Origin of the sequence: Lishizhenia tianjinensis (assembly GCF_900116425.1) — a bacterium.
In the GTDB taxonomy this organism is placed as follows: Bacteria; Bacteroidota; Bacteroidia; order Flavobacteriales_D; family Crocinitomicaceae; genus Lishizhenia; species Lishizhenia tianjinensis.
This window is the reverse complement of the sequence record NZ_FPAS01000009.1, coordinates 1-18,699: the sequence shown is the minus strand read 5'-3', so window position 1 is coordinate 18,699 and position 18,699 is coordinate 1. Positions and strand designations below refer to the sequence as shown.

General features: G+C 38.6%; 10 protein-coding genes. 1 reads left to right on the top strand and 9 read right to left on the bottom strand.

Annotated features, from left to right (window positions below):
* The 6 genes from BM327_RS15690 to BM327_RS15665 all read right to left on the bottom strand — a co-directional run.
* Positions 1-4,236: PKD-like domain-containing protein (locus BM327_RS15690; protein WP_139230423.1), on the bottom strand; the 4,236-nt coding region annotated here is incomplete at its 3' end.
* Positions 4,237-4,922: 686 nt separating this feature from the next.
* On the bottom strand, positions 4,923-6,062 hold the full coding sequence (gene chrA / locus BM327_RS15685; RefSeq protein ID WP_090253433.1) for a chromate efflux transporter: 1,140 nt from the start codon (positions 6,060-6,062) through the stop codon (positions 4,923-4,925).
* A gap of 354 nt (positions 6,063-6,416) precedes the next feature.
* Entirely contained in the window at positions 6,417-7,238 is an 822-nt protein-coding gene (locus BM327_RS15680) for an AraC family transcriptional regulator (protein ID WP_090253430.1), read from the bottom strand.
* A gap of 85 nt (positions 7,239-7,323) precedes the next feature.
* On the bottom strand, positions 7,324-7,632 hold the full coding sequence (locus BM327_RS15675) for a hypothetical protein (RefSeq protein WP_090253427.1): 309 nt from the start codon (positions 7,630-7,632) through the stop codon (positions 7,324-7,326).
* An 11-nt stretch (positions 7,633-7,643) separates the two neighbouring features.
* The gene (locus BM327_RS15670) at positions 7,644-10,097 is read right to left on the bottom strand and encodes a YbcC family protein (protein WP_090253424.1); all 2,454 of its coding nucleotides are present in this window, start codon (positions 10,095-10,097) and stop codon (positions 7,644-7,646) included.
* A 27-nt stretch (positions 10,098-10,124) separates the two neighbouring features.
* Positions 10,125-11,693: a proton-conducting transporter transmembrane domain-containing protein gene (locus BM327_RS15665; protein WP_090253422.1), complete on the bottom strand. Its 1,569-nt coding sequence runs from the start codon at positions 11,691-11,693 to the stop codon at positions 10,125-10,127.
* Between the two features lie 81 nt (positions 11,694-11,774).
* On the opposite strand from BM327_RS15665, the gene BM327_RS15660 reads away from it, so the two are divergent.
* Positions 11,775-12,668: a LysR family transcriptional regulator gene (locus BM327_RS15660; protein ID WP_090253420.1), complete on the top strand. Its 894-nt coding sequence runs from the start codon at positions 11,775-11,777 to the stop codon at positions 12,666-12,668.
* Positions 12,669-12,747: 79 nt separating this feature from the next.
* On the opposite strand, the gene BM327_RS15655 is transcribed toward BM327_RS15660, so the two are convergent.
* The 3 genes from BM327_RS15655 to BM327_RS15645 all read right to left on the bottom strand — a co-directional run.
* Positions 12,748-14,628 (bottom strand): OmpA family protein, encoded by a 1,881-nt coding sequence (locus BM327_RS15655; RefSeq protein ID WP_090253416.1) that lies wholly within the window; start codon positions 14,626-14,628, stop codon positions 12,748-12,750.
* 2 nt (positions 14,629-14,630) lie between these two features.
* Positions 14,631-15,560 (bottom strand): PorP/SprF family type IX secretion system membrane protein, encoded by a 930-nt coding sequence (locus BM327_RS15650; protein WP_090253414.1) that lies wholly within the window; start codon positions 15,558-15,560, stop codon positions 14,631-14,633.
* A gap of 31 nt (positions 15,561-15,591) precedes the next feature.
* Positions 15,592-18,699 (bottom strand): HYR domain-containing protein (locus BM327_RS15645; RefSeq protein ID WP_139230422.1); only part of this gene is annotated, 3,108 nt, incomplete at its 5' end.

The following is an 18,699-nucleotide window of genomic DNA, read 5'->3' as shown; positions in this document are numbered from 1 at the left end:
CCACTGGTAACTTGGATTTCCTACTCCCTGAGTATAACTAACTGTAAGAGGATTGTTGATACTACCCCCCACACAAATACTGTCAAAGGCCAAAGGTTGTACATCAATAATAGCTTGAGGGTGAACAATCACTTGCGCAGTATTGGAAACAATTTCAGAACATCCACCTGTGCTGAAGCTAATAATACAATAATAATAGAGGGTGTCAACCGTATTGAGTTGAGGTGTATAAATGGAATTGGTATCATTCAATAAAATCGTTCCCCCATAGTTTGCGTCTATATTATTTTCATACCATTGGAAAGATGCGATACCTGTTCCATTGGTGTATTGAACTTGAATAGGGTTGAAGTTTGCTCCAATGCAAATTTCTTGAGAAAGCGTGGGTTGAAGGGTAAAGTTAGGAGCTGGGTTAATCGTAATTTCTGCTGAGTTTGAAATTGTTTGACAACCAGATCCGGATGCAGTCACAACACAATAATAATAACTCGTTCCAATTTGTTGAACGGAAGGTGAAAAAGTAGAATCTGTCGCTCCATTAATCAATGTGCCTCCCGTGGTTGAAGAGGTTGTATTCGAATACCATTGGTAAGTGTAATTTCCATATCCCCCTTGAGCACCAACAGAAAGAGGTAGGGGAGAAGGAGCATTTTGACAATAACTGCTACTTTGTGGTTGGGTGATTATTACTGGGTCATCTATGACTTCAATTATTGCAATATTCGATTGAGCAACGTCACACCCTATACCATTTAAATTCAGTGATACAGAAAATACTTGCGTTCCTGAATTACTAAAGTTTGAAGACGAAGTAGAAAAGTTGTTATTGGTTGCATTAGTGATGTTAGTGTTGTTCAACGCCCATTGATACGAAGGAGTACCGAAACCATAATTGTAACTTACGATTAATGGCGTGTTTAAATTTCCGCCTATACATAGGGTGTCTTCTAACAAGTTTTGATTGATAATAGGGTCTGGATGTAAAATAATCTCTCCTATTTGTGAGGTGATTTCAGAACAACCTCCTCCCGAAAAGCTAATTTTACAAAAGTAAAAGAGTGTGTCGATGCTATAGATTGTAGGAAAGTAGGTACTTTGGGTTGCATTCGGTATTAGGGTCGCATTTACATAACTATTTGTGGTGTTTTGATACCATTGGTAAGAAGGTATACCCGTGCCATTGCTATAAGAAACAGTGAATGCCGGTATGTTTGCTCCAATACAAAACTCTTGAAAAGGTAAGGGTTGTTGATTGAAAACAGGAGCAGGGTTAATGTTGATTTGTGCTGTGTTGGATGTCGCCTCACAATTAGAACCGGTTTGACTCACGATACAGTAATAGTAAGTAGTACCTATTTGAGATACAGCAGGAATATAAATAGAATCTGTCGCTCCATTAATCAATGTGCCTCCCGTGGTTGAAGAGGTTGTATTCGAATACCATTGGTAAGTGTAATTTCCATATCCCCCGCTTGCACTTACACTTAATGTATCGGGGGTTGCAGTGTTTAAACAATAATTATTGTCTATAGGTTGGTTCGTAATAATAGGATCGGGAAGAACTTGTACGCTACCTGTTGCATTCCCATTTGAATTACAGCCTGTTCCAAAAGTTGTAACATTTACTGTGTACGTGTATTGACCAACAGTATTTAAAGTACCTGGGGAATAGGTGTTGTTAGTAGCATTACTTATTGTATTTCCGTTTACTAACCATTGGTAATTTGGGGTTCCATTTCCACCCGTGTAATTCACTGTAAAACTAGAAGGGGAGCCGCCTATACAAATGCTGTCACTCCCTAGAGGGCTAACCACTAATTCAGGAACTACATGAATATTTATTGAAGAGGTATTGGTACAACCTCCTATTTGTGAGTTTGCAGTAATGTCGTAAGTAACAACTTCTACGTTAGCTGTAGTGTTGGTTAAACTTTCTATTATTGGATTACTATTTTGTAAGCTTGTAGTTTCTCCCAATACGTTAGTTTGATTTTGTGCAACCCAAGTGAAATTTGAAGCAACATTGGTGCTCAATAAAGCATTTAAATCATCTCCGTTACAGAGGTAGAAATCTGTAGGGTGGGTAAATTGTGGGATGGGGAATACTTCCACTAAGAAGGTGTCTTTAGAAATACACTCACCATTAGATATAGGCGCAAGAGTTACAGGATGTAAAGGGAGAACGGTTAATACCACTAAATAACTTTGTACATTGCTAGAGTTATTTATAAAGGAAATATTGGTAGTTGCATTATTCTGCTGCGAAATGATGTAGGGTGTACTGTTTTGTATAACTTGCCAATTGTAACTCACAGGCAAAGAACTTCCATTACAACTAGGGGATATAGAGTTTTCTGAAAAGTTGATCATTAAGGGAGAACAGCCTGTGGTATCATTACTCTGGATAATTGCTTGTGGTGGTTCAATGATACAGATGTTTTTAATTACAGAACTATTTCCACAATTGTTATCTAAAATTAATTCTATGGAGTAGGTGCCAGGATTTGAAAAGTTAATGTCTACATTGTCAGTGCCTGAGGTCCAAAACAAACTGTTGTTCGGCTGTGTATTGTTCGATCCTAAACTTCCACTAATTATATTCCATGTATTATTGTTCGTAGGATTATTGGCCGTAATGACCCAATAAAATTTACTAACAGTATCACAAGATGTAGAACCAGGATTAATGGAATAACCATTATCGGAGGTATTTAAAATAGAAATAGTTGAATTTGGGCACACCAGTGTATCCGAAATTGTAAAAGAAGCAATAGGGGCTTCTCCTACAGAAATTAATCCTGCTGCTGAAGGTTGATCTTGAGAACAAGGGTTTGTAGTAATAACCGAGGGTTGGTAAACGTTATTGTAAGTTACTCCAGATATGGATACCGAATTACCACAAGATGTTGTGGTAAAAGTGTGACTCAATGTTGCAGGGACATTAGGGTGGGTATAAATCACAGATGGACTTCCATCTCCCCAATTAACTTCATAAGTTGTACCATCAACATTAGTACTTGGAACATTAAAGGTATACTGGGTAAAATGCGGAGTACATCCTTCTGCTTGATTATTAAATAATGCCAAGGTGGCTGGTGAGGGTGAGCTTCCAACAAAAACATCATATTCGACTTGTGCCGTACATCCACTGTTATGTTCCACTTCAACACTTATTTGAAAAGAACCAAGTGTATAAGTATGTGAAATAAAAATACCGAAATTTGCTTGGGGTATGGTGTCTAGACTACCATCTCCCCAATCTATTGTGACAAGATTCACGTTTGAATAAGGTTGAGGCAAATTAACAGTAAGTCCAATTAATCCATTTGTGGCACCTACGCTCACACAGTTTTTTATAAGGTTTGGATGGCTCTGGTCAAATAATGGACTAGTTATAATAGGTGAATAAACATCAAGTGTTAGAGTATCTGTAACTATACAATTATCAACGCTTGCCGTGAGGGTATAATCTCCTCCTAGCGAAACACTTGTATTTTGAAAGTTAAGATTTGCGGCAGAAATGGTGTCAGAAGGACCTATCCATTGATATTGTACACTAAATCCTCCTGAAAGCCCTGTTGTAATAGTTGACTGATTTACGTCATTCCCCGCACAAACAAAAATATCTGACCCTACATCTACTGTAAAAGGGGTAATAACATCTATAAGTACTTCGTTACTTGGAGCAGAACATCCTCCAGTATGTGCAACTCTTCTATAGTAAGTACTTTGAGTTAAGTTATTTGGTAGGAAGTATTCAGTAGTCGCGCCAGAAATAGGTGTCCAGTTGATATTGTCAACAGAAGATTCCCAAGTATATGAAATTGAAAAACTTCCACCTGTTGAGGCAGAAGTTAAATTAAACAATGTATCGTAAATGTTTAGACAGCTTATCTGATTATCCCCAATTATCCCTGGTGACAAATTAAATAGAGTTATAGAATCAATATGACTACATAGGTTTATACTGTCGTATATTTGTAAATAATATATTCCCGTCGTATTTGATCCTAAGACAAGGTTCGTATCATTCGAAATAAGGTTATTCTGATAGCTCCAGTTAAAACTTGTGTTACTACTTAAAGTACCGGTAATTGTTGGAGTTAAAGTAGTGTTGGTATTGTTGCATAATACCAGATTAGGACCTAAGTCAATATTTACACATTGACTAAACGATATAAAACTACTAAACGTGATTAAGAGCAGTGCGAATAATTTAGGTAATTTATTGTGCATATATAATAAATAGTGTGCTTCGCAAAAGTAGCGATTAAACTAATTAACTAAAAATCAAATAGATTAATGTTTTTTTATTTTAGTTGTGCAAAGGGCGAGATATGATGAAATCTTTTGAAAATCAGTATTTAAACGTTTCAAATCTTTTTTACGTAGAATAATTTCCCTCAAGACTACTTACTCACGCTCAATACTGTCATGGCAAATCCTAGTCCCCTCACTTTGTGAGAAATCAAAATTCAAGGTTCAAAATTCAAAAGAAGATAATCCTTAAATCTTTAAATTTCCCGATATCATCGGGAACTTAAATTTTTAAATCTGCCTGGATAGAAAGTTAAATTGATGGTACTCAAATGCAAGCCTACAAGTGAGAGCTTCTCAAACAGGGACATGAGCGGCAGCTTGCTTGGGTTTGTGCTTAGGAGCACTTAAAGCCCTGTTTACGACCACCGGAAGTGAAAAGAGGTTTTAGTGATACTTAGCGAAAAACGAAGTAACTATAGCGCTTGGCCCGGCTGTTTGCCAACAAATAATTCTATAATTCAAAATTCAAGGTCCAAAATTCAAAAAAAGTATATTCCTTAAATCTTTAAATATCCCGATATCATCGGGAAATTAAATTTTTAAATCTCTACAGACAGTCATTCTTCTAGCTATCTAGAAATCTAGTCGTCTAGGTATCTAATTTAAATCATCAACAGTAACCAACCCAAAACTGAGCTACCTATCACGGTCCACATTACGTTGATTTTCTTGAATCCGAAAGTGACGATAAAGCTTAAAGCGGTGATAACGATTGCTTGCCACTCGGTCAACGTTTGCGTTCCCATTTCTACCAAAACTCCCACCATAATGGCCACAGCGGCGATGTTTACAGAATCCAGGAAGTAGCTCAAAAATTTAGACTGACGCATTTTTGGAACCAAGGGATTTAAGAACAATACGAACAAGAAAGAAGGTAAGAAGATACCTACGGTGGCTGCAACAGATCCCCAAACGCCACCGATTTGATAACCAATGAAAGTGGCTGTTGATAAAACTGGACCCGGTGTAAATTGACCCACCGCAATGGCGTCTAACAATTCTTGTTGGGTCATGTACCCTGTGTCAACTAATTCAGGTACCAAGTAGGCAAAAAGAACGTATCCACTTCCGTATAAAATGGCACCTACTTTTAAGAAAATCCAAAAGACTTTTAAGGTGCTCAAGGTAGCGATGCTAGAAATTGATGTGGTTTGCAAGAGTAGGAGGGGAAGCAATTGTTTTTTCTCTTTGTTACTTACCTTATTTCTCGAGTAAAAGAAGAAGGCGCCTAATAATCCTGCTACTAACAAAGCATAAACTTCATTTACACCAAATAGAGAAGAGATTAAAACCAAGGCACCCAAAACACCAAGTTCTGTTGATTTCAAGGCTTTTTTACCCAACTTAAAGATTGCTGCAGCAATTACAGCCAAAATTGCGGGTTTGATACCGTAAAAGAAAGGTGCAACATCCGGTAATTCTCCATAAGTGGTGTAGAGGTAAGCAAAGAGCATGGTTACCAAAACAGCGGGTAAAATAAAGCTGAAACCTGCTGCAAACAAACCTTTCCAACCTGCGCGTTCATGGCCACAATGCATGGTCATTTCCGTAGAGTTGGGTCCGGGAATTAAATTGGTAGCTCCCACCAAATCCAAGAAGTGTTGTTTGCTCATCCACTTTCTTTTTTCAATGATTTCGTCTTCCATCATGGCAATGTGTGCTGCCGGACCACCAAAGGCAAACAGTCCCATTTTAAAGAAAACTTTTACTACTTCCCAAACACTATTCTTCTCTTTGCTCATCGTCTAAATTGCTTTTTTTGCAAAGTAAGTGCAATAGAATGTAATATTTATGGTCTATTTGAAATTTGTGTGGTTTTAAAATTTGAAGGATTTGAAGATTTGAAGGATTTGAAGATTTGAAGATTTGAAGGATTTGAAGATTTGAAGGATTTGAAGATTTGAAGGATTTGAAGATTTGAAGGATTTGAAAACTCGCAGGCTCGTTATTTGAAGATTATTTATATCGCGGATAACAAGGTGTTTCTTAAATAGCCAACTTGTTTGGCGCTTAAATCTTTAACTTTTTAAATGCTCTTCTCGAATTTAATCTTTCAAATATTCCGATATAATCGGGATTTCAAATCCTTCAAATTATCAAATCCCCTGAGCGGAGTTATCTCTGTATTGCTTAGGTGTACTTTCAGCGTAACGCTTAAAGTATTTCACAAAATGAGAAGGGTCTTTAAAATGCAGTTGTTCTCCGATTTGGTGTATGCTTAAGGTAGAATAAATCAACAAACGTTTGGCTTCTGAAATGATGTGATCGGCAATTACTTTACTGGCCTTGTGTTGCACGGCTTGCTGACAAACATTGTTCAAACCTTGAGGGGTAAGGTGCAGTTGTTCGGCATAATAGGCAACGTTGTTTTGTAGTTTTTCGGTTTGACTCAACAAATCCAAGAATTGATGAAAAACACCTTTTTGTACATTTCCGCCACTGGAATACTCCGTTGCTTGTTCTAAGATTTTGGCGATAAGTGCCTTGAGTAAACCTTCTATGGCTGTCAAGTTTTCTTCGGTTGACAAAAGCTCAAAGAGTTGCGTAATACGTGTTTCTTCTTGTAAAGGGAGGTAGTTGTATCCACTGAGTTCTTGCAGTAGGGTTTTCAACTCACCGTCCAAACTTTCTGAGATAAAGTCTTTTTTGATGATGGAAACAAAACCTTCAGGTTTGCTCGTAATATCCCAAAAATGCAATTGATCTTGACGTATGGTAAAAATGACCGGTCCATCTATAGGGTAAGTATCGTAATCTATGGTATGTGTACCCGAGCCTTTGCTTAAAAAAACAAGTTCAAAATATGCCTTGTGTTTATGTGCTTTGGTTTTGCGTGTAGAAGAGCGAAAGGCTTCCGTTTTGATGCGTTTATTTACATCTGCGTTGTCTTTTATTACTATGCCTTTTTGCAATTTCATTTCAGGGGTGAAGATAAGGATAGATGTAAAAAAAGCCACACAACGCAATTGCTGAGTGGCTTTTTCTGTTTAGAGAACAGGATGTTTAGAGCTTTATAGCCTCAGTGTCTTCCTGCATTACTGTTGTATTTTCGTCTTGCAAAGTTACGTTGACCACTATTTTAGGAGTGTTTCCTGCTTTGGAGAACATTTCTTTGTAATACTTCTTTTTCTCTTCTAAAGATTGAATACGAGCATCTCTATCTGCTTTGCTATAGCTGTGATCTCTTTCCCAATCCGATAAGTAATCTCTTTCGATTTGCTTAATTTGATTATCAATCAAAGTGATTAAACTATCCGCAGATGTTAATGTGATTAATTCTCTTTGGTCTACTATATTTTCAGTTCTTTTCATGATCTTTCTTTTTAAGCGATGGTTAATTCTTCTTTCTTTTTTCCCGAAGAGGATTTTGCGTTTTCCCAGCTTAAGTTATGCGTATACCTTAAGTCAATTTGGCCTTTTTCGTTCAGGTGAAGTAATTTAATCCAGTTGTTATCACACAATTGTTTCAAGCCTTCGTGTTTTTCTAGTATGGCGTTGATAGCTTCTGTTGGAGCATCGATAACCACGTTTAATCTTTGCGGTTGGTGCTCAAATTCTTCACCGTTGTGAACCGCTTGTAAAGGCAATCCTATCTTCAAGTCACCTCCAGATCCTTCAACTACTCCAAAGGCACCTGTAACGTTGTGCAAGGTCTTGTTCCCGGCGCCTAACTTGTAGGTGTCTACCGTACTTCCAAAGTATTGAAGGTTGATCCAACTGGTAACTACCATAGGAGCTGTCATGATACCCTCTAACACTTCAAAGTTGTTGTCTTTAGCGGGGTTGTACGATTGTAAAAAGGCTCTTCCTTTTAGATTGATACCTCTCGTTTTTTCTCGCGGTGCTATGATGAAAGCATTACATCCAGCCAGTCCCCATTCGGGTCTAATTTCTGACCAGTCTTTCGCTTTGGCTTCGAAGGTATTTTTTAGGTTTTTTCTCTCTTTGTCGGTTAACAAGAAGCGCTCTGATCTTTCTGTTCTACAAGCTTCACTGGCTTTGTCTATACTTTGTTTTAAGGCAAGTACTTCTTGCTGTCTTTCGGCAGGAATTGCTTTGCCATTCAAGATGCTAATCTCATCTGTTGTGGTGTTGTGCAAACAAGCCAAGAACAAGGTGTTTTCAGGAATGTTTATGCCGGCTTTTGCCAAATCTTTCCTGATTTCAGGTGTGTTTAAGATTTGAGCACCTGTTAGAGCGTTAATTTCTCCGGAGTGACCACCACAAGCTCCACAGTCGTAACCCGATGCGTGTGGGTTGTTAACAGAGCTAGAACCGTGACCTGTAATCAGTACGAAAGGTGCTAACCTGTCTTTCACTTCTAGGTTCTTCATCATTCCTTGGGCCATTCCCAACTGTTCTTCGTAAGGAATTCCTGAAAGGTCTAATTCTCTACCTTCTTTCAACCATTTTTCCAAACCGTCTGTATTCGGGTCTGTAACGGGTTTTGACCACCTAAAGGAGTTTCCTATTAATTGTGGTAAGAAGGAGATACCTACAGGACTCACAAATCCAAAGTTTGAAATGGCTCCTTTTTTGAATTTCTTCCACCCATAAGATATTTGATGGTTAGAAATTCTTCGGTTTTTAGCAGCTTCTAAATCTTTAACACTTTCTCTTACTTCTGCAGAAGATGGAATCAATACTGGACATTGGTTTTTACCTTCTTCGTGGGCAATAGGTTTGTAGTTCACAGGGAAACCAAAGAATCCAGCAAATCCTAGGGTCTCTATTTCACTGTCTACATTTTCTAAGTTTCTTCTGTATACTTCAGATCTTACATCTATACAAAAGATCATTTGCGCTTTCGGTGCTTTTGGCGAAGCAAGAACTTTTGAACTCTTCAAGGTGCTCATCATTTCGCGTTGTGCGGCGAAATCATAGGCCTCTTGTAATAATAATTGAAGTTCTAGTTTGCGTATAGCTTGTACATTTTCTTCACTCTTATTGTGTAGATTCTTGTACCATTGAGATTTTATTTTCTCTTCAGCGAAAGCCTGTAAGAAGTAATTTTCCCAAGCTAATAGAATAGCGGTAAGTTCTTTAAGGTGTTCAGTTTCTGAAGCGTATAATTTGTTGTTGTAATCTATACCTGATACGTAAGATGACCAACCGATAACTTTTAAAAGTAAGGTGTGAAAATACTCTTCAAGTTCGTTGTCATTTATCTTTAAAGGTTCTATGAACTGCTCAATAAATGTGTTGTGGTCTTCTGGCAACCCTTTCACAAACTCTCTGAACTTTTTCAAGCCCATGATTTCGTTGGATAAGTCGTGCGATGCTTCTTCTTTCCAATCTTGGAACAAGTTACTTTTCTTACCCGTTGTTGTCCAAGTGGTAATATAATCGTCAAAATAGCTGCTGGCCCAGTGCGTAATGTTTTCTATGACATGTCTCGACCAATCCTTGTTGGTAATTTGAGCTGCTATACCCATCAGGGTCGTATCTTTTGCGAGGTGTAAATCACCCTTCTTACCGAAAAAATCTAATTCTTCAAAGAATTCATTTTCAGGAACCCTATCCAAACCTCTTGCATCAAAAGCTTGGTTAATATCCTCTTGTCGAATAACCTTAGCAGCAATTTGCTTGAGGTAAAAGCGAACGGGCATGGTCATTTTTACATTTCCACGACGCGCTAGTTTTCTGGCAGTTTCTCTAAAACTCGTATCGGTAAACCCTAAGTAAGGGTTAACGGCTACAAAGTTCTTTAGTGGCCAAGCCGGAGCTATGCGCTTACAGCTTTTTTCTAGTGAGCTTTTTATTTTAGACGTTTCCATAATTCTTTCTTTTAGAAGATGATTAACTTACTTCTTCATGTATAAAGCATTCAATGCTCTGTTCATGATATGGTTGAAATAGAGACCTTGTTTTAAGTGTATTCTAAGTACGCGGATTGCACTTGTTTGCGCCTTCTTAGGGATGTATGAAATCATTAAGATGGTAATAAAGTACACACCGAGTATTATATATGCTGTAAGGGTTAAACTTTCGTTTACCACGCGTACTGCTGGAATTTCGTTTCCTAAATAGTGGTGGAAAACATACTCTAAGAAGTAGAAAAGGTTGATTATTATTCCTGAGATAAGGAGTAAGTAAGCAATGGATCTACCCTTGATGTTTGAATCTATTGCATTGATTTGAAGGTTGATCATTCCAAAAAGGATAACTGCACTGAGCATCAACATTTGGAAGCTCATGTTTTCCATTCCTCCCCAAAGTTCTGTACTGATGAGGTAAAGTGCCACGGCGCTAACTGTTGCAAGTAAGACTTTTACTAGGTTGCCCTTACGGCTGTAGCGCAAAGCATTCTTGGTTTGGTAAGTATCTACTATACTTCCTGAGCTTAAGAAAGCATGAGCCTTGTAGAAGGAGTGAGAAACCAAGTGTAAAAGTGCAGCGGAGTAAATTCCTAATCCACATCCCATTAAAGAGAAGCCCATGTGACCTATACTTGAATACGCCAAACTTGTTTTAACTGTCGGTTGCGTGGAGGAAATGACTGCTCCGTAAAGGGCGCTAAAGGCACCGATGATAAATAGTGCCAACCATGCTATTTGCGTTCCTTCCATGACGTAAGAGAAACGTATGATAAGGAAAGGGCCTGCATTTAGAAGTCCCGCATGCAACAAAGCCGAAACTGGTGTTGGTGTTTCCATCACATCTAATAACCATGCGTGGAAAGGAACCTGTACTGATTTTAAACAGGCGGTAAGTACGAGTAAAAGACCTGTAGCTTCTAAGTAAGGAATCTGTGTGTAATCGTTTGTGTTTTGAAGTGTAGTGAAGATGGTGTTCAAGTCTCCGGTTCCAAAGCTCATGTACAATAGGACGAAAGCAGCGAGTAAACTTACTTCACTTGCTCTTGCAATCACGAATTTTTTACGTGCAGCTAACCTAGATTTTTCACGTTGTGGGAAGAACATCAATAAACTGTGTAATCCTACAGCTGTTCCTATCCAAGCGAAGAATAATATGGCAATGTTTCCTGAAAGTACAAAGAGTTGAACACTTGCAATGGTGAATGCTAATCTACCAAAGAACTGTGCGTGAAGGTCATGACCATTTAAGTAGTTTCTGCTGTAACGAAAAACCACCAAAGCAATGATGGCTATCATGCTATACATTGTAACACTAAGACTGTCTAAGCGCAAAACTAAACCGAGGTCATTCCAAGTGAAGTATTCGAGACGTGTTACACCTGATGTTGAAATTTGAACGATGGAAACTACACTTGCAATTAATGCGGTAATTACCGTGAAAATGCTGTAGTCGTAAATTTTCTTTGTGGATCTAAAAGGCCCCACATTTAAGGATGAAATGAGGAGTAGTAAGGTAGGGAGGATGAAAATGAAACTTAAAACTGTTGTGTGCATTTTTTAAATTTTGTACAAAGTTAGACCCTTCGTTCCATATAATTTTATTTATCTTTATAATGTAATCCATAAATTTATTTTATGAACTATACGATTAACCAGTTGCGCATCTTCCTTAAGATAGTGGAAACCATGAGTGTTACGAAAGCGGCTGAGGAGTTGTTTATGACCCAACCCGCGGTCTCTATTCAATTAAAAAACTTTCAAGATCAGTTCGATATTCCTTTAACTGAAATAGTGGGAAGACAACTCTATGTAACAGAATTTGGACATGAGGTGGCCAAAATTGCCAAGCGTATTTTCATGGAGTTTGATGAATTGAAATACAAGACCAGAGAATATGGTGGTGTGATGAAGGGGAACTTGCGTATCGCTTCTGCCTCTACAGGGAAATATGTAATTCCTTATTTCTTGTCCGATTTCTTAGCCAATTACTCGGGTGTGGATTTAATTCTCGATGTAACCAACAGGGCCAAGGTAGTGGAGGATTTGAAAAATAATAAAATGGACTTTGCCGTGGTATCTGTTCTTCCAAACGATGTAGAAGTAGAGGAGGAGATACTCATGGAAAATAAACTCTTTTTAGTGGGGAATCCGGATAATTATAAACGTAAGGAAGCCCTTATTTTTAGGGAGGATGGTTCTGCTACTCGACAAGAAATGGAGTCTTTCTTTAAGCAAAAAAGTACGCAACAAAGAAAGCGTATAGAGTTAACGAGTAACGAAGCTGTAAAGCAGGCTGTAGTGGCTGGTTTAGGACATTCATTGTTGCCTTTGATAGGAATTAAAAATGAATTGTTGGATGGAGAACTCAAGATCATAGAACGCAAAAACTTACCCGTGAAAACAGATTGGCGACTCATTTGGTTGAAGAATAAAAAGATGTCGCCCGTTGCCAAAGCCTACCTGGAATTTATTAAAGCAGAGAAAAATAGAATCATGGAAAAACACTTCCAATGGTATCAAGATTTTTAAAAGTGAAAGCCCTGCACGCATGTACAGGGCTTTTTTTTGTGACCCGCTATTAAGAAGAACAGTTCGTCAATACCTAAACCTACTGCTTGACGACCCTAAACTCTGTTCTTCTGTTTTCTTCGTGTTCGAGGTCTGAACAATACACGCCCTCTACACATTTGTTAATCGGTTCACTCTCACCGTAGCCCTTCCAAGTCAATCTATTTTCATCAATTCCTTTACTGATGAGGTAGTCTACTACAGACTTCGCTCTTCGGTTTGATAAATATTGATTGTAATATCGTTTTCCACGTACGTCCGTATGAGATCCTAATTGAATAGATATGGTAGGGTTATCGTTCAAAATTTGAACTAAACTATCCAAGACTCTCGTTGCATCTGCACGTATGTTCCACTTGTCAAAATCATAATAAATATTGTTCAACACAATGGGTTTGTTGATGATAATTTCTTCCATTTCGAAATCAGCATATAAATCGGTAGAATAACGTAAACCTACTGTAGAAACTTCGTTAGTTTTGGCAAAACAGCCTATTTTTCTACAGATGATGTCGTAGTCAGATTCTGGTTCTAATTTGACTTTAAAGTACCCTTCAAAATCACTGGTAGCTACTATCATTTCATTGGTTTTTCTGTTGGTGATTTCCACTTCAACCCCTTTTACAGGTTCTCCACTACCTTTTTTATAGGCATGACCAATTAAATGGAAAGTAGGATCATTTTGTGTGAACTGGTAAATCATATCCTTATCTGAGCGAGAAGAAGAAACAAAACCTGTTCTTGTTTTATGGTCTATCATAAAGCCAAAATCATCTTTATCCGTATTGATGGGATAGTTAAGGTTTTCTGGTTTTGTCCAGGCATCTCCTTTTTTATGACTCACAAAAACATCCAAACCTCCCATAGAGTTATGGGCATCCGAAGAGAAGAAAAGTGAACCTTGATCATCCAAGAAAGGGAACATTTCATTTCCTTCCGTATTAATATCTTCTCCTAAATTTTCTGGAGCTGTCCATACCTGGTCAACCTGAGTAGTTTTATAGATGTCAGATCCTCCAAATCCTCCGGGCATATCAGAAATAAAATACATAGTGTTTCCATCTTCAGAAAGCGTAGGGTGAGCTACAGAATAATCGTCACTGTTAAAAGGAAGTTCAACCAAATTCATCCACTCATTGTTCACCAAGGTTGCTTTGAATATTTTAAGGTTGTTTTCCCTTTTGTCATTGATTTCCATTTTCTTTTTGAAGTAATTACTTCTTGTGAAGTAAACCTCTTTACCATTTTTTGTGAAGGCTGCCGGACCTTCGTGGTAAGGGCCATTTAAATCACCCAATAACATTTCAGGATTGGTCCATCCACCGTTTTCAGTAGGTTGCATAGCGTAGATGTCCAGGTAAGAATCTCCCGTCCATGGGTTTTGTTTCTTACCACGGTTCGCTTTTCTATCTGCAATAAAGGCAATACCATTGAGGTACTTCATCACACTAAAGGTGTTCGTAAACTCATCCAATTCCAAAGGAGTTAAATCATAGAGAGTAGTGTCTATATACCTATCTGTAACAGATTCACACGATTGTAAAAGCATGCGCGCTCTGTTGTCGTCTTTATGGTCGGTTAAATAAGCGCTCAAAAGTTCTGCAGCCCTATCATATTTTTGATTGGCCATTAAAACGCAGGCATAGTCCACCGAGAGTTTGCTGTCGTTGCCAGCAGCTTTGGCGTAAAGTTGCTCTGCTTTGGCATATTCACCCGTTCGTTTATAGGCATCAGCCAATTTAAGGGCAATGTCAGCATCTGGTCTTTTTTCATACGCTTTTTCGTAGTGAGGAATGGCTTTGGCATAAGCTAAAGCATCGTAGTAACGGTCACCTTTTAAGATGTGCGTATTGGTACATGAAACTATTATACTCGACAATAGAATCACGACGGCTATTTTATTGAATACATGTGTTTTCATAACTAAAAATATCTAGGGGTTTTTACTTTAATTAAATCTTTACCGAAGTCAATTCCAATCAAAATTTCATGTGATCCGTTTTGGAAATTTCTTAGGGAAGAAGTAGTGATATCGTAGGAATATCCTATTCTCCATAAGCTATTTGATTGGTATTCAAGTAAGACTGCCATGGCATCACCTGCTCTAAAAGAGGTTCCTACCCAGAACTTGTCTAAATACACCGCACTGAAGTTTAAATCGAAACTTACGGGAGCTCCGCGGGTGTACTTAACCAAAGTAGAAGGTTTGAATTTGAGGGTTTCAGAAACTTTCAAAATCACCCCTCCAGTAATTAAGTAGTGCCTTCTTAAAAAGCTGGCTTGAGAAAGGTCTAGGGAGAAGTCGTTACCGTTATCGTAAGCTAATAATGTTGGAATGGATATTCCTACATAATACTTGTCTGTAAAAAGGTAAGCACCTGCTCCCATGCGAGGGATTATTTTATTTAAACGACTCGCATATACATCATCTTCCGTATCCCAGATTAAAACATCAGTTAAGTCTGCACTCATCTGATGTGCTCCCGCATTCAATCCGAATGCGAGCTTGGTTTTTTGGTTTAATTGCAATTGGTAGCTATAGTTTACCGTAAAAGCGTTGGTAGTTGTAACCCCAATTTCATCGTGAGATAGGATGAGACCTAGACCTATATTTTTTCCGGGTACCGGGCCATCGACTGCTGCGATGGCCGTTCTTGGTGCACCATTAAAGTCTGCACCCACCCATTGAGTTCTAAAACTTGCCGTGGAGGTCCAATATTTATGGGATCCAGCATAAGCAGGGTTTAGATATAATCCGTTAAACATGTACTGCGTAAGCATTGGGTCTTGCTGGCTAAAAGAAACTAACCCAAGCAATAGTACAAATGGTATTGTTATTAATTTTTTCATCATTTCTAAAATTTCTAATTAGTACTTGTATGGGTTATCTTCCTCTTCTTAAGTCAACATAACCTGTTAATGTCTTTTCACTGGCAGATCCGGTAGGGTGGAAGATCACAAAGTAGGTTCCATCTGGAAGTTCTTGTCCACTGTTGTTATGACCTTCCCATTCATTGTTGTAACCCGATTGTTCGTAAACTACGTTACCCCATCTGTTGTATATCGTAATCACATTGCTTGGATAAGCATCAATTCCTCGAATTACAAAGTAGTCGTTGTCGTTATCTCCGTTTGGTGATATACCTTCTGGCATCTCAAGCTCCATGGGTTGCAAGAGTTTAATTTCACTTTTCACCTCACAACCGTTGGCATCAGTTACCGTGATGTAATATGTATCTGCCGTTAAGTTGTAGATGTCAGAAGTGTTTTCTCCTGTAGACCATTCGTAGTAGTATTCTTCTGTACCACCATAGGCTGTTGCCTGAATAGATCCATCAGATTCACCCCATTGACTGATATTATAGATGTCATTCAGTGTTGGACTGTACAAGTCAACCGATAAGGCGTCTTCTGGTTCTCCTACATTAAAGAACAGTTCTAATTCACATCCAAATGAATCTTCTACCATGATGGAGTAAGAACCTGCATAAAGATCACTGACCATTTCTGTTGTGTCTCCTGAAGACCAGTCAAACACATACGGTGCATTACCTGATTCGATTACGATGTTAGCAACACCTGTGTTTTCTCCGTAACAAAGGGCATCTTCCGTTGTAACGTATCCCGCCAAGTTCGATGAACTACTCACGGTGTCTGTAGAAGAAATTGTACAACCATTAGCATCCGTAACAATTACTGTGTAAACACCGCTTACTACGTCAATAATATCTGCACTTGTGACACTGTTCGACCAAATGTATTGGTAAGGAACCACACCTCCTGATACTGTTGTTGTAATAGATCCATTTGCATGTTCACAAGTGGCTCCTTGTACAACCGTTTGCATTTGCATTGACTCGGGTTCAGCAATGGCATCAGTAGCTTGAGCTGAACAACCATTAGCATCTGTCACCGTAACCGTGTAAGATCCAGGTTGCAAGCCAGAGACATCCTCTGTGGCAGCATTGTTAGACCATGTGTAGTTATAAGGAGCTGTTCCCGTTGTTACAGTTAAGTCTATACTACCATCTCCAATTCCATTACACGTAACATCAGTTGCTTGTGTAGACAATTCAGGAGTTGGATGTATGATGATATCGAATGAACAAGTGTTCGTATTTCCATGAATGTCTGTTGCTTCATAAGTAATCGTTGTAGTTCCCACTGGGAAGTAAGATCCACTCGGTAAACCTGCAATCTGAACAATGGAAGCAACGCCACAATTGTCTGTTGCTGTAGCTGGAGCAAAGTTGACCAATGAGTCACAACTTTCAATGTTGGCAGCACAAACTAGTACTGGTTTTTGATTGTCGTTAACTGTTATATCAAAACTACAGATACTTACGTTTCCGGAATTATCAGTTACCGTATAGGTTACTGTTGTAGTTCCGATAGGGAAGTAGTCACCTGGTACATGTGATGCTGTCATTGTTGCTCCACAGTTGTCTGTGTATGTCGGAATGTTCCAGTTTACAATAGCTCCACAAGAGTCTTGCGTATTGCTCACAGTAAAGTCGGCCACACAGTTATTGATTACCGGAAGTTCATTGTCAGTAACAATGACCATGAATTTACAAGAGTCAATGTTATTCGATGAATCGAGGGCATACCAAGTAACGATAGTTGTGTCTTGATTAAAGACAACTCCATTTAAGGTTATACCTGTACCTGTTGTTGCTCCTGTTAAGTTATAAGTTAAAGAGCTCACTGTACAGTTGTCATAAGCCGAAGCATCCCAAGCATTGTCTGGAACAGTGTAAGTACAAACTCCTGGGTCTGTATTTACATCTTGTTGACCAAATCCTCCACATGAAATAATACTAGGTCCTTCTATATCTATAACAACAACTTCAAAGCTACAAGAGTCAACATTTCCAGAACCGTCAGTAACCGTCCAAGTTACGTAAGTTGTGTCTTGATTGAAAGTCACACCATTTAATGTAGTACCAGTTCCCGTTGTAGCACCTGTTAACGTATAAGTAATAGAACTTACTGTACAATTATCTGTAGCAATTGCGTCCCAAGCATCGTTTTGCACCGTGTAGGTACAAGATTCAGGATCTGTATTTACAGTTTGATTTCCATTTGGTCCACAAGTAACGATTGCAGGAAGCTCGTTGTCTGTCACGTTAACGGTGTAAGAACAAACATCTTGGTTGCCAACTGTATCGACTACTGTCCATGTTACTGTTGTTGTACCTAGATTAAAGGCTACACCATTTAGCGTTGTACCTGTTCCAGTAGTAGCACCCGTTAAAGTGTAAGTGATTGTACTTACAGTACAGTTGTCTGTCGCTGTCGCATCCCAAGAATTATCTTGAACGGTGTAGCTACATTCATCCGCGTCTGTATTCACATCTTGGTTACCAGAACCACAAGCTATAAATGTTGGGTTTTGATCGTCGCTTACAATTACATTGTAAGAACAAACATCCTCGTTACCTACTGTATCGACTGCTGTCCAAGTCACTGTAGTTGTACCTAAGTTGAAGGAAACTCCATCCAAGCTTGATCCTGATCCTGTAGTCACACCACTCAATACATAAGTGATAGAACTTACCGTACAGTTATCAATTGCTGTTGCATCCCAACCTGTTCCATTATTTGTGTAGGTACATTCATCTATGTCCATCGTCACTGAAGTATCAGCTGGAAGACAAGTAATCTCTGGGTTTTGATCGTCTGAAACAATCACATCGTAAGAACAAACATCTTCGTTTCCAACAGTATCGACTGCTGTCCAAGTAACTGTAGTTGTACCCAAGTTGAAGGAAACTCCATCTAGGCTTGATCCTGAGCCTGTAGTCACTCCACTTAATACGTAAGTTATGCTTGAAACTGTACAGTTATCAATTGCTGTTGCATCCCAACCTGTACCGTTGTTAGTGTAGGTACATTCATCTACATCCATAGTTACAGAAGTATCAGCAGGTAGACAAGTTATCTCTGGGTTTTGGTCGTCACTTACAATTACATCGTAAGAACAAACATC